The organism is Ruegeria sp. HKCCD9138 (genome assembly GCF_057220975.1).
The window spans coordinates 369,663-385,221 of the sequence record NZ_JBWVAZ010000004.1 but is presented as its reverse complement, the minus strand read 5'-3'; the positions used below and the strand labels follow the sequence as shown (position 1 = coordinate 385,221).

The 15,559-nt window shown below is 58.2% G+C and carries 13 protein-coding genes; 7 read left to right on the top strand and 6 right to left on the bottom strand.

All coding sequences use genetic code 11. From position 1 onward, the window contains the following. The first annotated feature begins 9 nt into the window (after nt 1-9). Complete coding sequence (locus tag AC2TEL_RS09900) at nt 10-1,443, top strand: cache domain-containing protein (protein ID WP_480843099.1); 1,434 nt, start codon at nt 10-12, stop codon at nt 1,441-1,443. After that, a complete protein-coding gene (locus AC2TEL_RS09895; RefSeq protein WP_480843100.1) occupies nt 1,443-2,087 on the top strand; it encodes a response regulator transcription factor in 645 nt (214 codons plus the stop codon). Before AC2TEL_RS09900 ends, AC2TEL_RS09895 begins: the two co-directional genes overlap by 1 nt. Before the next feature lie 73 nt (nt 2,088-2,160). On the opposite strand, the gene AC2TEL_RS09890 is transcribed toward AC2TEL_RS09895, so the two are convergent. Both AC2TEL_RS09890 and AC2TEL_RS09885 read right to left on the bottom strand, forming a co-directional pair. Beyond that, nucleotides 2,161-2,550 carry a bleomycin resistance protein gene (locus AC2TEL_RS09890; RefSeq protein WP_480843101.1) on the bottom strand — a complete coding sequence of 130 codons (390 nt, stop codon included), beginning with the start codon at nt 2,548-2,550 and terminating at the stop codon, nt 2,161-2,163. Nucleotides 2,551-2,600: 50 nt separating this feature from the next. Continuing rightward, nucleotides 2,601-3,446 carry a HalD/BesD family halogenase gene (locus AC2TEL_RS09885; protein WP_480903504.1) on the bottom strand — a complete coding sequence of 282 codons (846 nt, stop codon included), beginning with the start codon at nt 3,444-3,446 and terminating at the stop codon, nt 2,601-2,603. 422 nt (nt 3,447-3,868) lie between these two features. On the opposite strand from AC2TEL_RS09885, the gene AC2TEL_RS09880 reads away from it, so the two are divergent. The 4 genes from AC2TEL_RS09880 to AC2TEL_RS09865 all read left to right on the top strand — a co-directional run bounded on the left by AC2TEL_RS09880 (nt 3,869) and on the right by AC2TEL_RS09865 (nt 8,536). After that, nucleotides 3,869-5,620, top strand: coding sequence for an acetolactate synthase 3 large subunit (locus AC2TEL_RS09880; protein WP_480843103.1), 1,752 nt, complete (start codon nt 3,869-3,871; stop codon nt 5,618-5,620). 71 nt (nt 5,621-5,691) lie between these two features. After that, nucleotides 5,692-6,960, top strand: coding sequence for a glycosyltransferase family 87 protein (locus AC2TEL_RS09875; RefSeq protein ID WP_480903501.1), 1,269 nt, complete (start codon nt 5,692-5,694; stop codon nt 6,958-6,960). After that, nucleotides 6,957-7,517, top strand: coding sequence for an acetolactate synthase small subunit (gene ilvN, locus AC2TEL_RS09870; RefSeq protein WP_480843105.1), 561 nt, complete (start codon nt 6,957-6,959; stop codon nt 7,515-7,517). Before AC2TEL_RS09875 ends, ilvN begins: the two co-directional genes overlap by 4 nt. 305 nt (nt 7,518-7,822) lie before the next feature. Beyond that, entirely contained in the window at nt 7,823-8,536 is a 714-nt protein-coding gene (locus tag AC2TEL_RS09865) for a helix-turn-helix domain-containing protein (protein WP_480903498.1), read from the top strand. A gap of 16 nt (nt 8,537-8,552) precedes the next feature. Here AC2TEL_RS09865 and AC2TEL_RS09860 read toward each other — a convergent pair whose 3' ends face one another. The 3 genes from AC2TEL_RS09860 to prfB all read right to left on the bottom strand — a co-directional run bounded on the left by AC2TEL_RS09860 (nt 8,553) and on the right by prfB (nt 12,078). Continuing rightward, on the bottom strand, nt 8,553-9,335 hold the full coding sequence (locus tag AC2TEL_RS09860; RefSeq protein ID WP_480843107.1) for a DUF2189 domain-containing protein: 783 nt from the start codon (nt 9,333-9,335) through the stop codon (nt 8,553-8,555). A 28-nt stretch (nt 9,336-9,363) separates the two neighbouring features. Further along, nucleotides 9,364-10,761, bottom strand: a complete 1,398-nt coding sequence (locus tag AC2TEL_RS09855) for an amidase (protein ID WP_480903494.1) — start codon at nt 10,759-10,761, stop codon at nt 9,364-9,366. A 189-nt stretch (nt 10,762-10,950) separates the two neighbouring features. After that, complete coding sequence (gene prfB / locus AC2TEL_RS09850; protein ID WP_480903491.1) at nt 10,951-12,078, bottom strand: peptide chain release factor 2; 1,128 nt, start codon at nt 12,076-12,078, stop codon at nt 10,951-10,953. A gap of 77 nt (nt 12,079-12,155) precedes the next feature. Here prfB and AC2TEL_RS09845 point away from each other — a divergent pair, with 77 nt between their 5' ends. Next, nucleotides 12,156-12,989 (top strand): aminoglycoside phosphotransferase family protein, encoded by an 834-nt coding sequence (locus AC2TEL_RS09845; RefSeq protein ID WP_480903488.1) that lies wholly within the window; start codon nt 12,156-12,158, stop codon nt 12,987-12,989. On the opposite strand, the gene AC2TEL_RS09840 is transcribed toward AC2TEL_RS09845, so the two are convergent. Next, a complete protein-coding gene (locus AC2TEL_RS09840) occupies nt 12,983-15,472 on the bottom strand; it encodes a penicillin-binding protein 1A (protein WP_480903485.1) in 2,490 nt (829 codons plus the stop codon). The genes AC2TEL_RS09845 and AC2TEL_RS09840 overlap by 7 nt on opposite strands. Nucleotides 15,473-15,559 lie beyond the last annotated feature (87 nt).

Sequence of the window (15,559 nt, the reverse complement as noted above, 5' to 3'; positions counted from 1 at the left end):
GATTCGACCATGGGAGGACTTCGAAACCTGGTCTCGCTGACCTATGCACAAAAACTGTCGTTGGTGGCGGCTATCCCGTTGCTCGCGGCAGTGGCCGCAATCGCCGTTGTTGTTGCTTATGAATCCCGCGCCACGGCGGAACGCGAAATTCAGGCCCTGGAACGGCGCCTGATCGAGGCCAAAAAGGATGAACTGCGAAACTATGTAACGCAGGCTCGCAATGGGTTTGCTTATATTTACGGTCGCGCATCGCCAGACGATGCCGAAGCCAAGAAGCTGGTTACGCAGATCCTGTCAGCGATGATCTACGGCAAAGACGGGTTCTTCTTCGTCTACGATTATGACGGCACCAATCTCGTCAGCCCACGCCAGACCGAATTCATCAATCGAAACTGGGTTGATCTGACCGACAGTGACGGCACGCCTATTGTTGATGAGTTCATAAGCCTCGCCCGACAGGGAGCGGGGTGGCACAGTTTCATGTGGCAAAAGCCCTCGACCGGGGAAGAGGCTCAGATGATCGCCTATGTGGTGGGGTTGCAGGATTGGCGCTGGGTCGTCGGGACAGGCGTGTTCATCGACGACATCGTTGCCACTGTCGCCAACGCGCGCGCCGAGGTCGAGGCACGCGTGCAGCGCACCTTTCTATATATCGGCGGTATTGTTCTGGCCGCCGTGCTGATCGTGTTCACCTCGGGCATGCTGCTCAACTTCCGCGAACGCAGGCTGGCTGATGCCAAACTGAAAGAGCTGACCCAACGGGTTTTTGACGCGCAGGAAGAGGAACGCGGTCGCGTGGCGCGCGAACTGCATGACGGCATCAGTCAGATCCTCGTCGGTGTTCGCTACGCGCTGGACAATGCCCGCCGTCGGTTGTCCCGTGGCGATGATACGGGGGCACAGGCGCCGCTGGAAAAAGGCATCGACAATCTGGGCACGGCCATCACCGAGGTTCGCCGCATCAGCCGCGACCTGCGTCCGGGTGTTCTTGACGACCTTGGGCTCGGCCCGGCGCTCAAGGCGCTCACCGACGATTTCCGTGAACGCACCGGTATCGAGACCGAGTTTTCCACCGTCGTGTTCCGCAACCGGCTGGATCAGGACAGCAAAATCGCCCTGTACCGCATTGCACAAGAAGCTTTGACAAACATTGAACGCCATTCCGGCGCCACTCACGTTACAATTGATCTGCGCGGTCACAAGAAAGGCGCGACCATGCGGATCACGGACAATGGCCGCGGCCTGCGCAGTGAACCGGGCCGGATCAGCACCGGTATCGGTCTGCGTAACATGCAGGAACGCATCGAACAGCTTGACGGATCGCTGCGCATCCTGTCATCACGCGGCGCGCGCAGCGGCACCGTGATCGAGGTCAGCCTGCCGCTCAGTCGGATGCTGTCGCCGCAAGATGATGCAATACCCAAGCGAAAGGCCGGTGCCTGATGCCCGATACGATCCGAGTCCTCATCGTCGATGACCATCCGATGGTCGCCGAAGGCATTCAGTCCCTGCTGGAAATCTATGATGAAATCGAAGTCGTCGGCACCTTGTCCAGCGGGCAGGAAGCCGTCGACCAGGCCGTGCGTCTGCAACCTGACGTAATCCTGATGGATCTGAACATGCCCGGCCTGGGTGGTCTCAGTGCCACCGAGATCATTCTGGAACGCCTGCCTGCGACCCGAATTCTGATCCTGTCGATGCATGACAGCCCGGAATACATCTCAACCGCGCTCAGCCATGGCGCCAAGGGCTATGTGCTCAAGGACGTGCCCACGGATGAAATCAAGCAGGCCATCGATGCCGTAATGCGCGGTGAGCAGTATCTGTGCACCGGCGCCAGCGGCTCGCTGGAACCCAAACAGGACGACACGCGCGAGGCACTCACGGGGCGCGAACAGACAATTCTGCTGGAACTGGCGCAGGGCAAATCCAACAAAGAGGTTGCCAGCGCTCTGGATATCTCGGTTCGTACGGTCGAAACCCACCGCAAGAATATCAAACGAAAACTGGGCATATCCTCGACCGCCGGCCTGACTCGCTATGCGTTAGAGCACGGCGTTCTGCAGGGCACCGGCCACAGTTTCTGACCGCAGCGCGCAGCGCTGCCTGGCCCAACCGGAGGAGATGCGCCGCAAGGCGCGTCGACACCGGGCGGGAGCCCTACCCTTCTGCGCGTGGCCTGATGTCTTCACCAAAAAAGACCAGTGTGCCGTCTTCGTCGATCACGTGGAACTCGCGTTGCAAATAGGGCTGATCAAATGGCGGTCGCACCCGCCCTGCTGGCAAGTCTCTCAAGCCTGGCTCCAGATCGGCATAAAGGGCATCAATTCCACCGACATCGATATAATAGGACTGATCGTCGCCCAACGGCCGTCCGTCATCGCGTGGCGGGCACTCCAACAACCGAATGGCAACAGTGCCCCACGACAAATACGCGTAGTTCTCCTGTTGAAATCCGCAGGTGAACCCCAATCGATTGCAGTAGAAATCAATCTGGTTCTGCAACGAGGAACACAACACAAAGGGCGTCAGTTGCAAGATACGAGACATAAGCGGCATCCTCCGGTCGGCTGCGGCCTTAGTCTACAGGTTCAACCGGATCAATCCAGCAATCGATCCTTCCGCCGCCCTTCCCGATCATAGTGATGTGGCAAAACCCGGCCGTACAGTTGTTTGGTCCGCTCGACCCCACCGCACATTCCCTCGGTTTCGACGAACGAAAATATTCCGACATAACGCTTGCGGTCGCCGGACACCGGCGCCACACGGTGCAGCGAATACCGCCCCTTGAATATCTGCAGGTCACCCGGCTGTAGTTCCAGCCGGCGTACGTTTGCCATCCCTCCGTCAAGGATCGCGGTGACCGCACTAAAGTTCTCGTCCTCGGCGCTGCGCAGGTTGGGCGCATATTCAAACTCTCCGCCCGCCTCTCCGTTCTGAATGGCCAGCGTTACAGTGTAGTTGTTTGTGTCGAAATGCCAGGGAAAACCCTGCCCTGCTTCAACCACATTGATGATCACGTCCGCCAACGGGTCGTCATAGCGAAAGAACCGGTCCTCGGGTTCGTTCAGCGCCGCGCGGATAAAGGGCAGGAAACCCGGATGCTCGTATATCCGCCGTAATGGCCCCGCCTTGTCAAAATTGTCCGCCGGTACAAACGCGTTGGAACGGTCGTAGAAACGCCGGATCGGGTGGCCAATTCCAAAGCGCGGATCGTCCTTGGTGAAATATGCGTTTGTCCGGTTGAACGAGCGATGTGCATTGGGGGCGACGGCATCAGCCTCGCGCAGCAATTGCTCAAGCCCTTGTTCGTGCACAAAACCGGGCAAGACCGCGCAACCATCCTGATCCAGCTCGCGCCGCAGATCCCGGATCAATTGCTCGTACACCCACGAGTCCGGGCGATCGATCGGGTACTTTCCCAGATCTACCAGATCCTGCAACATGGTCTGCCTCCCTGTTCTGCACCTACAGGTTCAGCCTGCCCGAGTCACAAGCGCCTCTCTGGCCCGTTTCGGACATCGTCTTGACGCATTCAGACCAGTCGGAAGCCAGCCTGAACCCGGTGAATTGGCCGCCAATTCGCGGATGTTTTCTTCGTGCGTCATTTTGCGCAATAAAATGTCGCAAAATTCGTCGTTCACATCATGAAATTGAGTCAATTGCCTGTTGACGCCCCTTCCCCCCGCTCATAATGTCGCCCCCAGCAAAAAGGAGCCTCTGGCGATGAGAACGCTAGTCGTAATCGTAGGAACCACGCGCATGGGCCGGTAACGGTAAGCCATAATCGAACCCATGCGCCTCCGAAAACCTCGGGGGCTTTTTTTATGCTAAATGCAAGACACATGTCGCGAACGGAGCAAAGCAGATGACACGTGAGATGACCGGCGCAAAGATGGTGGTTCAGGCCCTCAAGGATCAGGGCGTGGACACGGTATTCGGGTACCCCGGTGGCGCCGTCCTACCGATCTATGATGAGATCTTTCTGCAAAACGACATCCGTCACATTCTGGTGCGGCATGAACAGGGCGCGGTTCATGCGGCCGAAGGTTATGCCCGCTCGACCGGCAAACCCGGCGTGGCGCTGGTAACATCCGGCCCCGGCGCGACCAACGCGGTGACCGGCCTGACCGACGCATTGATGGACTCGATCCCGATTGTCGTTCTGACCGGTCAGGTCCCGACCTTCATGATCGGCTCGGATGCCTTTCAGGAGGCCGACACCGTTGGCATCACTCGCCCCTGCACCAAGCACAACTGGCTGGTGAAGGACACGGATTCACTTTCCGAGACGATGCATGAGGCTTTCCACGTTGCCACGTCAGGCCGCCCAGGCCCTGTACTGGTCGACGTTCCGAAGGACGTTCAGTTCGCTACTGGCGAATACAGCCCACCCAAGCCGTCGACCTCGCATTACCAGCCAGTGTTGAAAGGCGATCTGGAAGAGATCACCGAGCTGGTTGCGGCGATTGAAACGGCAAAGAAACCTGTATTCTACACCGGCGGCGGCGTGATCAACTCGGGCCCTGCCGCCAGTCAGTTGCTGCGCGAACTGGTGGACGCTACCGGCTTCCCGGTCACCTCAACCCTGATGGGGCTGGGCGCATATCCCGCCTCGGGCGACAACTGGCTGGGAATGCTGGGCATGCACGGTCTCTACGAGGCCAATATGGCGATGCATGACTGCGACCTGATGATCAATGTCGGCGCGCGGTTCGACGACCGGATCACCGGCCGCATCGACGCGTTCTCGCCGAACTCGAAAAAGGCGCATATCGACATCGACCCGTCCTCGATCAACAAGGTGATCCGCGTCGATATCCCGATTGTCGGCGATGTGGCGCATGTCCTGGAAGACGTTCTGAAAGTCTGGAAAGCGCGCGGGCGCAAGACGGATGCGGCGGCTGTCAAACAGTGGCAGGCCCAGATCGCGGACTGGCGCAAGGTGAACTGCCTTGCCTTCACGAACAGCGAAAAGTCGATCAAGCCGCAACACGCGCTGCAGCGGCTGGAAGAACTGACCAAGAAGCACGACCGCTACATCACAACCGAGGTCGGCCAGCACCAGATGTGGGCCGCGCAGTTCCTCGGCTTCGAGGACCCCAACCGCTGGATGACCTCCGGTGGATTGGGCACGATGGGCTATGGCTTCCCGGCCTCGATCGGCGTGCAGATGGCCCACCCCGACGCGCTGGTAATCAATGTAGCCGGCGAAGCCTCTTGGCTGATGAACATGCAGGAAATGGGCACCGCCGTTCAGTACCGCCTGCCTGTGAAACAGTTTATCCTGAACAATGAACGCCTGGGCATGGTACGCCAGTGGCAGGAGTTGCTGCATGGTGAGCGCTATTCGCATTCCTGGTCCGAGGCCCTGCCCGATTTCGTCAAACTCGCCGAGGCGTTCGGAGCCAAAGGCATCATGATCAGCGATCCTGCTGATCTGGATGATGCGATCATGGAGATGATCAACTACGACGGTCCCGTGATCTTCGACTGTCTGGTGGAAAAGCACGAAAACTGCTTCCCTATGATCCCGTCCGGCAAAGCCCACAACGAGATGCTGCTGGGTGAGGCTGAAACCCAAGGCGTTATTCAAGCCGGGGGCGCAGTTCTGGTCTGACACCGCAAACCTCGCCGGACGTCAAAAACACGGTTGACGGGCCAAACTCGTTGCGCAGAAAGGATGGCTTGATGCCACTCGATTCATCGCCCCAGACAGACGCGAAGACCGTCGCAGACACACGTCTGCGCATCTTCGATACAAAGCGCGGTTGGCAGTTGGGGACGCTGGTTCCGGCCCTGGTGCTGGCAATTTGCGCTGTTTGGGTTGCGCAGAGTTGGCAGAACATCGCCACCAATGGCATCCAGGCAATTGCGATCGATTTCACTGTGTTCTGGTCAGCCGCCAAGCTGGCCTATGCCGGTCACCCGCTGGCGGCTTTTGATCCCGAACAACTGATCCTGGTTCATGGGGTTCGCGGCGACACTTGGATGCCGTGGTTGTATCCACCCGGTTTTCTCGTCGCCATCCTGCCGCTGGGCGCGTTCTCATTTCCCGTGGCATGGCTGATCTTCCTTGGACTGTCCGTTCTGGCGATGCTTGCTGCGGTCCGTCCCTTTGCAGGCGGCGTCACACCGGTTTGGATCGGGTTCACATTTGCGCCGGCGATGTTGCCGGCGCTTGTAATCGGTCAGAACAGTATCCTGTGGATTGCCGGATTGCTGGCGGCGCTGGCATCGTTGCGCAGCGGTCGGCCGATAATGGCAGGTGTTCTGATCGGCTTTCTGACGCTCAAGCCGCAACTCGGGTTATTGATACCCGTCGCCCTGTTAGCCTGTTTTGTATGGCGCACAATTGCCGCTGCAATCGTGACCACCGTGTTGCTGGCTGCGGTTTCGACCTTCATCATGGGGGTTGAATACTGGACTGCAATGAATGAACTGACGCAGCATCACTTTGGGCTTGTGCGTGAGGCCGCCGCCGCAAATCACCTTATGATCAGCCTGTATTCCGTACTCGCAGGGTTGGGCGTTCCCGAACCCACGGCACTTGCCATACAATGGATCACGACCGGTCTGGCCGCGATCACTGTGGCGGTAGCGTGGTACAGCCCCAAGATCGATTTCGATCTTCGCGCGGCGACGCTGCTTTTGGCGATCATGGTAGCCAGCCCGTACTTCTGGCACTACGAAAGCGCCATTCTGGCCCCGGCTGCCCTCTTCCTGCTCCGGGCCGGCATTCTGACCGCCAACCGCTTTGGTTACGTGCTTGGCGTGCTGATGTGGTTGGGGGCCGCTCCGGCGATACTGGTCATCCTCATGACCGATATCACCGCTCTTTCAGTGCGCTTTACATTTGCGCCCATCGTACTGGCCGCATGCCTGACCTGTCTTTTCGCCGTCATTCATCGGCTGCGAAACCCCGATTTGCCTGAATTCAACAATGAGGTCCTCAGATGACACCGCTGAACATCAAAAAAGGCTCCACCCGCCACTCGGCCTATAACTTGCGGCCCTCATTCTCGGACGTGCAAGAAAGCCATACAATCGCAGTTCTGGTCGAAAACGAACCCGGAGTTCTGGCTCGTGTAATCGGCTTGTTTTCGGGCCGTGGCTACAATATCGAAAGCCTGACCGTGGCCGAGGTCGATCATACAGGACATCTCAGCCGGATCACCATTGTCACGACAGGAACGCCTCAGGTGATTGAGCAGATCAAGGCACAGGTGGGCCGCATTGTTTCCGTACGCGACGTGCATGATCTGACGGTTGAAGGCTCCGCAGTCGAACGCGAGCTTGCGATCATCAAGGTGGTTGGCGAAGGCGAGAAACGTGTCGAGGCGCTGCGTCTGGCGGATATATTCCGCGCCAACGTGGTCGACAGCACGCTGAACTCATTCATCTTTGAAATCACCGGCGCCCCGGACAAGATCGACGCCTTTGCTGATCTGATGCGCCCATTGGGCTTGGTAGAGATTGCCCGAACAGGCGTGGCCGCCCTGCTGCGCGGCGACTGAAACTGAAGACTGCCCCGCTTGTCCGGAAAGGATCTAGCGGGGCAATTTCAAAAAGCGCGCGACTGTCATTGTCCGCGAATTCAAAACAATCCTCGGCAGCTTTAAGGCATTGAGGGGCGCGCATGAAAAAGATCATGCAAAACAGGATAAAGCCTATTGCCTTTGCAATATGACGCGCTAGCCTGATTGACGCAACGTAACGCACAGGCAGTTCGTTGGGGTAATCTGTACGATTTTTGACTGTCGCTCGGTCCTAGGGCCAACGCGGTCGTGTTTTCCTGAATAACAAGAAATCTGGGACAGGCATGACCGAAACTATTCGCAAACCTGAAGAATTGCGCAACATGTTTGGCGCAAATCTCAGACAACTCGCCTCAACCTTCCCGACAATCTCGGCACTGTGCCGAGAACTTGGCATCAATCGAACCCAGTTCAACCGCTATTTATCGGGTGAAAGCTTTCCACGTCCAGATGTACTGGATCGTATCTGTCGCTTCTTCGAGGTCGACGCCCGGATACTTCTCGAACCGCTGGACGAGATTCAGGCTTTCCAAAAGCATCCTGCGGCCAATGCGCTGGACGGTTTTTTGACAAGCCATCCGGACGCGGCCTTGGTTCAAGGTTTCTACCACGCAACCGAGTCGATTCCCGACGACCCATCCGTAACCAGCCATCGTCTTCTGCTCATTCGCAGAATTGGCCACAGCACGATTCTACGCGCCTATGAACCACGGCGTTTGTTACCCCAGTCATCCGCCAGGAACCGGGAAATCCAAGGCATAGTTTCCTGCAACGGGGACCAGATCTTTGCCCTGATGTCACGTCGGGGCGCAGCGGACAGCCGGATGATGGTTCTGTCAGCACGCCCCGATAGGCCAGAATGGACAGGCTACGTGGTCAGCCCCTATGGCGCCTTGTCCGAGCGTCCTGCGTTTAATCGGCTTGTCCTGCGACATCTGAACGATGACATGCAGGCGGCCATGCGACTTGCGCGCGCGGCGCCGCACGCCCCGGGTTAAACCTGCCGGTTGGCGGTCAGGCAGTACCCGGTTCTCCGCTTTCGGTTATTTGACGATAGAGATGCCAACTGGCGTGTCCCAGCAAAGGCAACACGATCAGCAATCCCAAAAACCATGGGATCATGGCCAGAAACGTGGCCACTGCAATGAATGCTCCCCACATCAGCATTACCGGCATGTTTGCGCGGACATAGGCAAAGCTGGAGATCATTGCCGTTACGAAATCCAGCTCTCGATCCAGCAACATGGGGATCGACAGGACGGAAATCATGTAAAGGATAAGGGCAAAGACCGCCCCGACGGCGGTGCCAACGGCCAGCATTGTCAACCCTTGTGCGGTGAAGAACACTTCCAACGAAGAGGTAACATTCGTCATCGTCGACAGGCCCATGAACAGAGCGAAAATCATGTGCCCCAGAAAGAACCAGAACAAGAACATGACCACGATGATTGCACAAATCGAAGGCAGCTGCCTGCGGCCCTGGTGTATGACAACACCGAAAATTGCTCCGAAATCCAGCGGCTCGCCTTGTTCGAGACGATGCGAAACCTCATACAGCCCCACGGCGGCAAATGGCCCGATCAGCGGAAACCCGATTGCTGCCAGCACCAGCCAGTATGAGGTTCCGGTTTTCAGAGTGATCCAGGCCATCATCCACCCTGCCAGAACGTAGAACCCAGCGAACAGCAAGCCAAAAAACGGTGCGCGGCGGAAATCACTCCAGGCGCGGCGCAGCGCCTCTTTCAGCATTCCTGTATCAACAGGCCTTAGTGTCGGTACGCCAAAGGGTTTTTCCATTCTCAGTCTCTCCTCCCCATCGACTGTTTCAATCAGCCGGTCTTTTCTGCGGCCATCCGGTCGCCGCATGGTACGTCTCACCGATCGACAACAGATCCGCGTCGGACCCGCGCGGACCAAAGATCTGTAGCCCCATCGGCAGGCCGCCGGATCCAAAACCCGCCGGCATCGACAGGCTTGGCAGACCCAGCAGGCTGACGGGTGTCACAACCTGCATCCATCGGTGATAGGTGTCCATTGCAGTGCCCGCGATGTCGGTCGGGTACTCCCTCTCGATCTCAAAGGGCCAAACCTGCGCGGTCGGCAGGATCAGCACATCATGCGTCTGAAACAACGCATCCGTGCGCCGGAACCATTCGGTCCGTGTGACACTGGCGTGATGAATCTCCATCGCGCTCAATGCAAGTCCCCGATCAAGCTCCCATTGCGCAGTGTCCTTCATTGACGCTTTTCGGTCGGCCAAAGGTTGCAGTCCTGCCGCAACGCTCCATGATCGCAAGGTGATCCAGCTGTTCCAAATCCTCTCGGCATCAAACGGGGGCGGCAACAATTCGACATCAGCGCCAAGATCCGAAAGTACATCCAACGCCTGCTGACACAGTTCGAGGATACCGGCCTCGAATGGAAACGCCCCGCCCCAATCCCCAAGCCAGCCAATTCGCAACCCTTTAAGATCTGTGGCTTGGACCGGTGATACAGGTTGGTACGGCAATGAATGCGGCTGGCGTCGGTCTGGGCCGGACATCACGTCCAGCAGAACACCGATATCGGCAGGGCTGCGCGCCATGGGGCCCAGCGTGGACAACTGATGCAAATAGCCGTCCCCCACGGGTTCCGAGGGCACTTTCCCCCAAGTGGGTCGGAACCCGTAAACATTGTTCCAGGCCGCCGGATTGCGCAGGCTGCCCATCATGTCCGATCCGTCGGCCAAAGCCAGCATGCCCGTGGCAAGAGCCACTGCTGATCCTCCCGAGGACCCACCGCAGGACAACGCAAGATCGTAAGGGTTGCGCGTCGCCCCGTAGACCGGATTGAACGTGTGCGAACCCAAACCAAATTCCGGGGTGTTGGTCTTACCGATCAGAATGGCACCCGCCGCGCGCAACCGCGCGGCCAGAAGATCGTCGACATGTGGTAAATGATCTCGAAACAAGGGCGAGCCCTGAGACGACACGATCCCGGCCACGTTGACCAGATCTTTCACCGCAATGGGCAATCCATGCAACGGGCCGCGGTTGGGGCCTGAATCCAGCTTTTCTGCCTCGGCCAGCAGATCGGCCTCATCGCGCAACGCGACGATGGCATTTACACGGCCATTCACTGCACCGATCCGGTCCAGAGTCGCACGCATCACTTCCGCCGACGAGACGCGTCTGGAAGACAGGTCATCCAGCAGTTGTTCAGCAGAAATCCGGGTCAGGTCCATCTGGCTCCCACTCGCACAAGCCCTTGCTTTTGCGGATCAGCCTAGCCAAGGCCCCGAACCATTTAAACCCATTGTTTGAATGTATCTTTTCTCGGTGCACCGCGACAAACGGGATCCGCTTCATCTGGCCCAAAATATCCCGGGGGAGTCTCCGCCTGCGGAGACGGGGGCAGAGCCCCCTTTCAGAGCTTACCCGTCGCCCTGTGCTTCTGACCGGCTTTTTCCTGCCACGTCCAGGGCCAGCGTTGCCGCCATGAACCCGTCCAGATCACCGTCGAGAACACCCTTGGTATCAGACGTTTCATAATTGGTTCGCAAGTCCTTGACCATCTGGTAAGGCTGCAAAACGTAAGACCGGATCTGGTTGCCCCAGCCTGCGTCCCCTTTGGCCTCGTGGGCCGCGTTTATATCGGCATTGCGGCGGTCCAGCTCCTGCTGGTACAGGCGCGATTTCAGCGCCTTCATCGCGATATCGCGGTTCTGGTGCTGCGATTTCTCGGACGAGGTTACAACGATCCCGGTTGGAATATGCGTGATCCGGACTGCTGAGTCAGTGGTGTTCACGTGCTGACCACCCGCGCCGGAAGACCGGTAGGTATCAATACGAATATCCGACGGGTTCACGTCGATTTCAATATTGTCATCCACCACCGGATAGACCCAGACCGAGCTGAACGACGTATGTCGCTTGGCCGCCGAGTCAAAGGGCGAGATCCGCACCAGACGGTGCACGCCGCTTTCCGATTTCAACCAGCCATAGGCGTTGTGACCGGAAATCTTGTAGGCGGCGGATTTTATCCCCGCCTCTTCACCTGCGGTCTCGGATTGCAGCTCGACCGTATAGCCCTTTTTTTCAGCCCAACGGACATACATCCGCGCCAGCATCGAGGCCCAGTCGCAGCTTTCCGTACCCCCGGCGCCCGAGTTGATTTCGAGGAACGTGTCATTGCCATCCGCCTCGCCATCCAACAGCGCCTCAAGCTCTTTCTTGGCGGCTTTGGACTGAAGCTTTTTGATCGCATTTTCGGCATCCTGAACGACCTCTTCGTCCTCCTCCATCTCGCCCAGCTCGATCAACTCGATGTTGTCGCTCAGATCGGTCTTGATCGACTCATAGGTCTCGATGGCATCCACCAGCATCTGACGCTCACGCATGAGTTTCTGGGCGTTTTCAGGATTGTCCCACAGGTTCGGGTCCTCGACGCGAGCGTTGAATTCCTCAAGCCGATGCGGTGCGGTTTCATAGTCCATGCGCTGCGCCAGCAGCTCCAGCGACTTTTCGATTTCCGCCACGATGTTCTGGGTTTCGGCGCGCATGGTCAGGTCCCAACTTGCTCAATCAGGCCTGCGTGATAGCAAGAGGTGCGAGGCACCACAAGACAGGCAGGACCTGAATGCAGACCATACCGGATCAGATTATGAAAAGGTGGTCTTTGACGCCCATCGTGCAAGTCGCCGATACCGGGCAGGCAAGGGTGTGGAAAGTTGCAATGGCTGACGGCGCATTCGCGGCCCTCAAGCTCTATCGCCGCTATGATCGCGGCAACGAAACACCGGGCACGCGCCTTTTGACCGCTTGGCGGGATCGCGGCGCCGTCAAGGTCATCGCCGTAGAGAGTAACGCCGTTCTCATGGAGTGGATCGACGGCCCTTCTCTCGGCGATGTCGCGCGAAACGGCGCGCCCGACCGAGCGGTTGAGTTGTTGGCCGAAACAGCGCGCAGGCTTCACAAAAACCCTCGGACCAATGTGACCGGGTTGAAGCCGTTAGACGAGGTTTTCACGCCGCTTTTCACGGCAGTATTTGCAGGCACCTGCCCCGCAATTCTGGCGCAGGATATGCACCAAGCCACTATTCTGGCGCAGAGGTTGCTTGCAAGTCAGAAAAGCCAGGCCGCGTTACACGGCGATCTTCATCCCGACAATGTCATGCTGACGGATGCCGGCCCGAAAATCATTGATGCAAAGGGATATTTCGGCGACCCGGCTTTCGAACTGGCTAACGCAATTCGTCACCCCAAAGGTATGCCGGATCTGGTTCGCCGACCGGAGCAGATCAAGCGGTGCTTGGTGCTGTACTCCAATGCACTGAACGTCCCCATCGAACGTCTTTCACAATGGGCCGCAGCAAAATGTGCTTTGTCGATCTCTTGGCGGTCATCCGGAGCGATCACGGAAGACAGCGAGGCAGACCTATTCCACCTGCTGCTACGTATCGCTGATCAGTAAAGCCCACCGCCCTGTAAATCGCCCTGGCTTGCGTTGGGACCAACAGTGACCGTGTCACCTGTGGATGTCGTGACCTGGTGGCCGGAATTGCTGACCTCTTCGAACAACGGCAAATCCGAACCCATCGCGAAACCACCGTCATAGACACGGTCTATGAAGCCGTCGACACCGTCCCTGAAATACTCCGCCACAACATACTCGCCAGTGGCGTCTTCAGGCAGGCGGGCGCCGCTAAAACGGTCGATCTTGATAAAATGACCGCCCGGCGGCACTTCGAAGGGGCCGCCGCCATATTTCTCGACGGCCTTTTCCATGAAGCTTTGGAAAACGGGGCCGCACATTGTGCCGCCATAGGCACCACGCCCCATCGGGCGCGGACGGTCATAGCCGATATAGCAGCCTGCCACGATGTTCGAAGTGAAGCCAATGAACCACGCATCTTTCGATTCGTTCGTCGTGCCGGTCTTTCCCGCAGTGGGCACCGGCAGGTTAACGACGCGAGATGCAGTGCCGCGATCCACAACCCCCTTCATCATCGATGTCAGCTGGTAGGCAGTGATCGCATCCATGACTTGATGGCGATCAGTAACGATCTGAGGGGACTCGTCCGGTTCGATCCAGGTGGAGTTGCAATCCAGACACTGGCGGTCGTCATGGCGATAGATTGTCTTGCCAAAGCGGTCCTGAATACGGTCGACCAGAGTGGGCTCAACCCGTTCTCCGCCATTCGCGAACATCGCATAGGCGGCGACCATTTTGTATAACGTCGTCTCCTCGGACCCCAGAGAGTTGGCCAGGAACGCGCCCATGTGATCATAGACACCAAAGCGCTCGGCATAACCTGCGACAACCGGCATGGTGACTTCCTGCGCCAGACGGATGGTCATCAGGTTCCGCGACTGTTCGATCCCGGTGCGCAACGGCGTGGGTCCGTAGAATTTGTTCGTCGAATTCTTGGGTCGCCAAAGTCCCTGTGGGGTATTTACCTCGATCGGGGCGTCGACGACGATGGTCGCGGGGCTGTAACCACTGTCCAGCGCCGCCGCATAGACGAAGGGCTTGAAGCTCGAGCCCGGCTGGCGCTGCGCTTGCGTAGCGCGGTTGAACACCGAGTCCTGATAGGAAAATCCACCTTGCATCGCCAGAACGCGACCTGAGTTCACGTCCATCGCAACGAACCCGCCCTGCACTTCGGGCACTTGACGCGCGGACCATTGCCCCTCTTCCGCGGCCATGACCAGAATGACGTCGCCGCGTTTGAAGTTGGCCGCAAAATCGCCCTGCATCCAATTGATGTCGGAGCGCGGGATGATGCCATCGGCGGGGCCGTCCTCGACCCCAACGGTCAGTTGCTGATCCGCAACGCTGAGGACCACCGCCGGGTACCATCGCGTCGGCAGCACAACATCACGCGGGATTTCCATTATGGCCAGAGCCTCACGCCACTGGGTTTCATCCGCGAGTTTTTCTTCCGGTATCACCTCACCTGTACCGCGCCACTTTCCGCGCGAACGGTCGTATTTCTGCAACGCCTCACGCAGCGCACGGGCCGCCTCGACCTGCATCTCTTCGTCCACCGAGGCGCGGACGGTGAAACCACCGGTAAAGAACTCACCCTCGCCAAAATCTTCGCTCAGCTGACGGCGAATTTCGTCGGTGAAGTAGTCGCGTGGCGGCAGCGCAGTGCGGAAACTTTCGAAATCTCCGTTCTGGACCGAACGCAGAGGCATTTCGACCTCGGTCTCATAGGTCGCCTGATCGATATAGCCGTTCTGCCGCATCTCGCGCAGCACGTAGTTGCGGCGGGCCAGCAGGCGCTCCTTTTGCCGGACAGGGTGGTAGTCCGACGGTGCTTTCGGCATCGCAGCCAGCATCGCGGCCTCATGCGGGGCAAGTTCCTGCAAGGTTTTGTTGAAGTACGTCTGCGCAGCCGCAGTCACCCCGTAGGAGTTCTGGCCCAGAAAGATCTCGTTCATATAGAGCTCGAGGATCTGCTCCTTGTCCAACGTATCCTCAAGCCGGGTAGCAAGGATGATCTCCTTGATCTTACGTTCGGCGCGGCGATCACCCGACAGCAGGAAGTTCTTCATCACTTGCTGTGTGATGGTGGACGCGCCGCGGACGTTTTCACCCTTGGATTTCACTGCCTCGACACCCGCCGCGATGATGCCGCGCGGGTCATAGCCTTGATGCGTATAGAAATTCTTGTCTTCAGCGGAAATGAAAGCCTGCTTCACCAGATCCGGGATTTCCTCGGACGGCGTGAATAGCCGACGTTCCTGTGCAAACTCGTCGATCAGTTGTCCTTCGCCCGAGTAAATACGGCTGATTGTCGGCGGCTTGTACTGCGCCAACGACTCGTGGCTGGGCAGATCGCGCCCGTACATCCAAAACACAGCACCCACAGTGAGGGCCGCCATGAAAATACCCAAGGTCACGAGGCTGAATATCGCCCCGAAAAACGAAAGAATGAACCGGATCACGTTACTGCCTTTTATTCGCGGTGCCGCCTATATAGGGGCGCACCTCCGCCGGGTCAAAACACCTCGGCCCATATTAGCCGTTTTGCG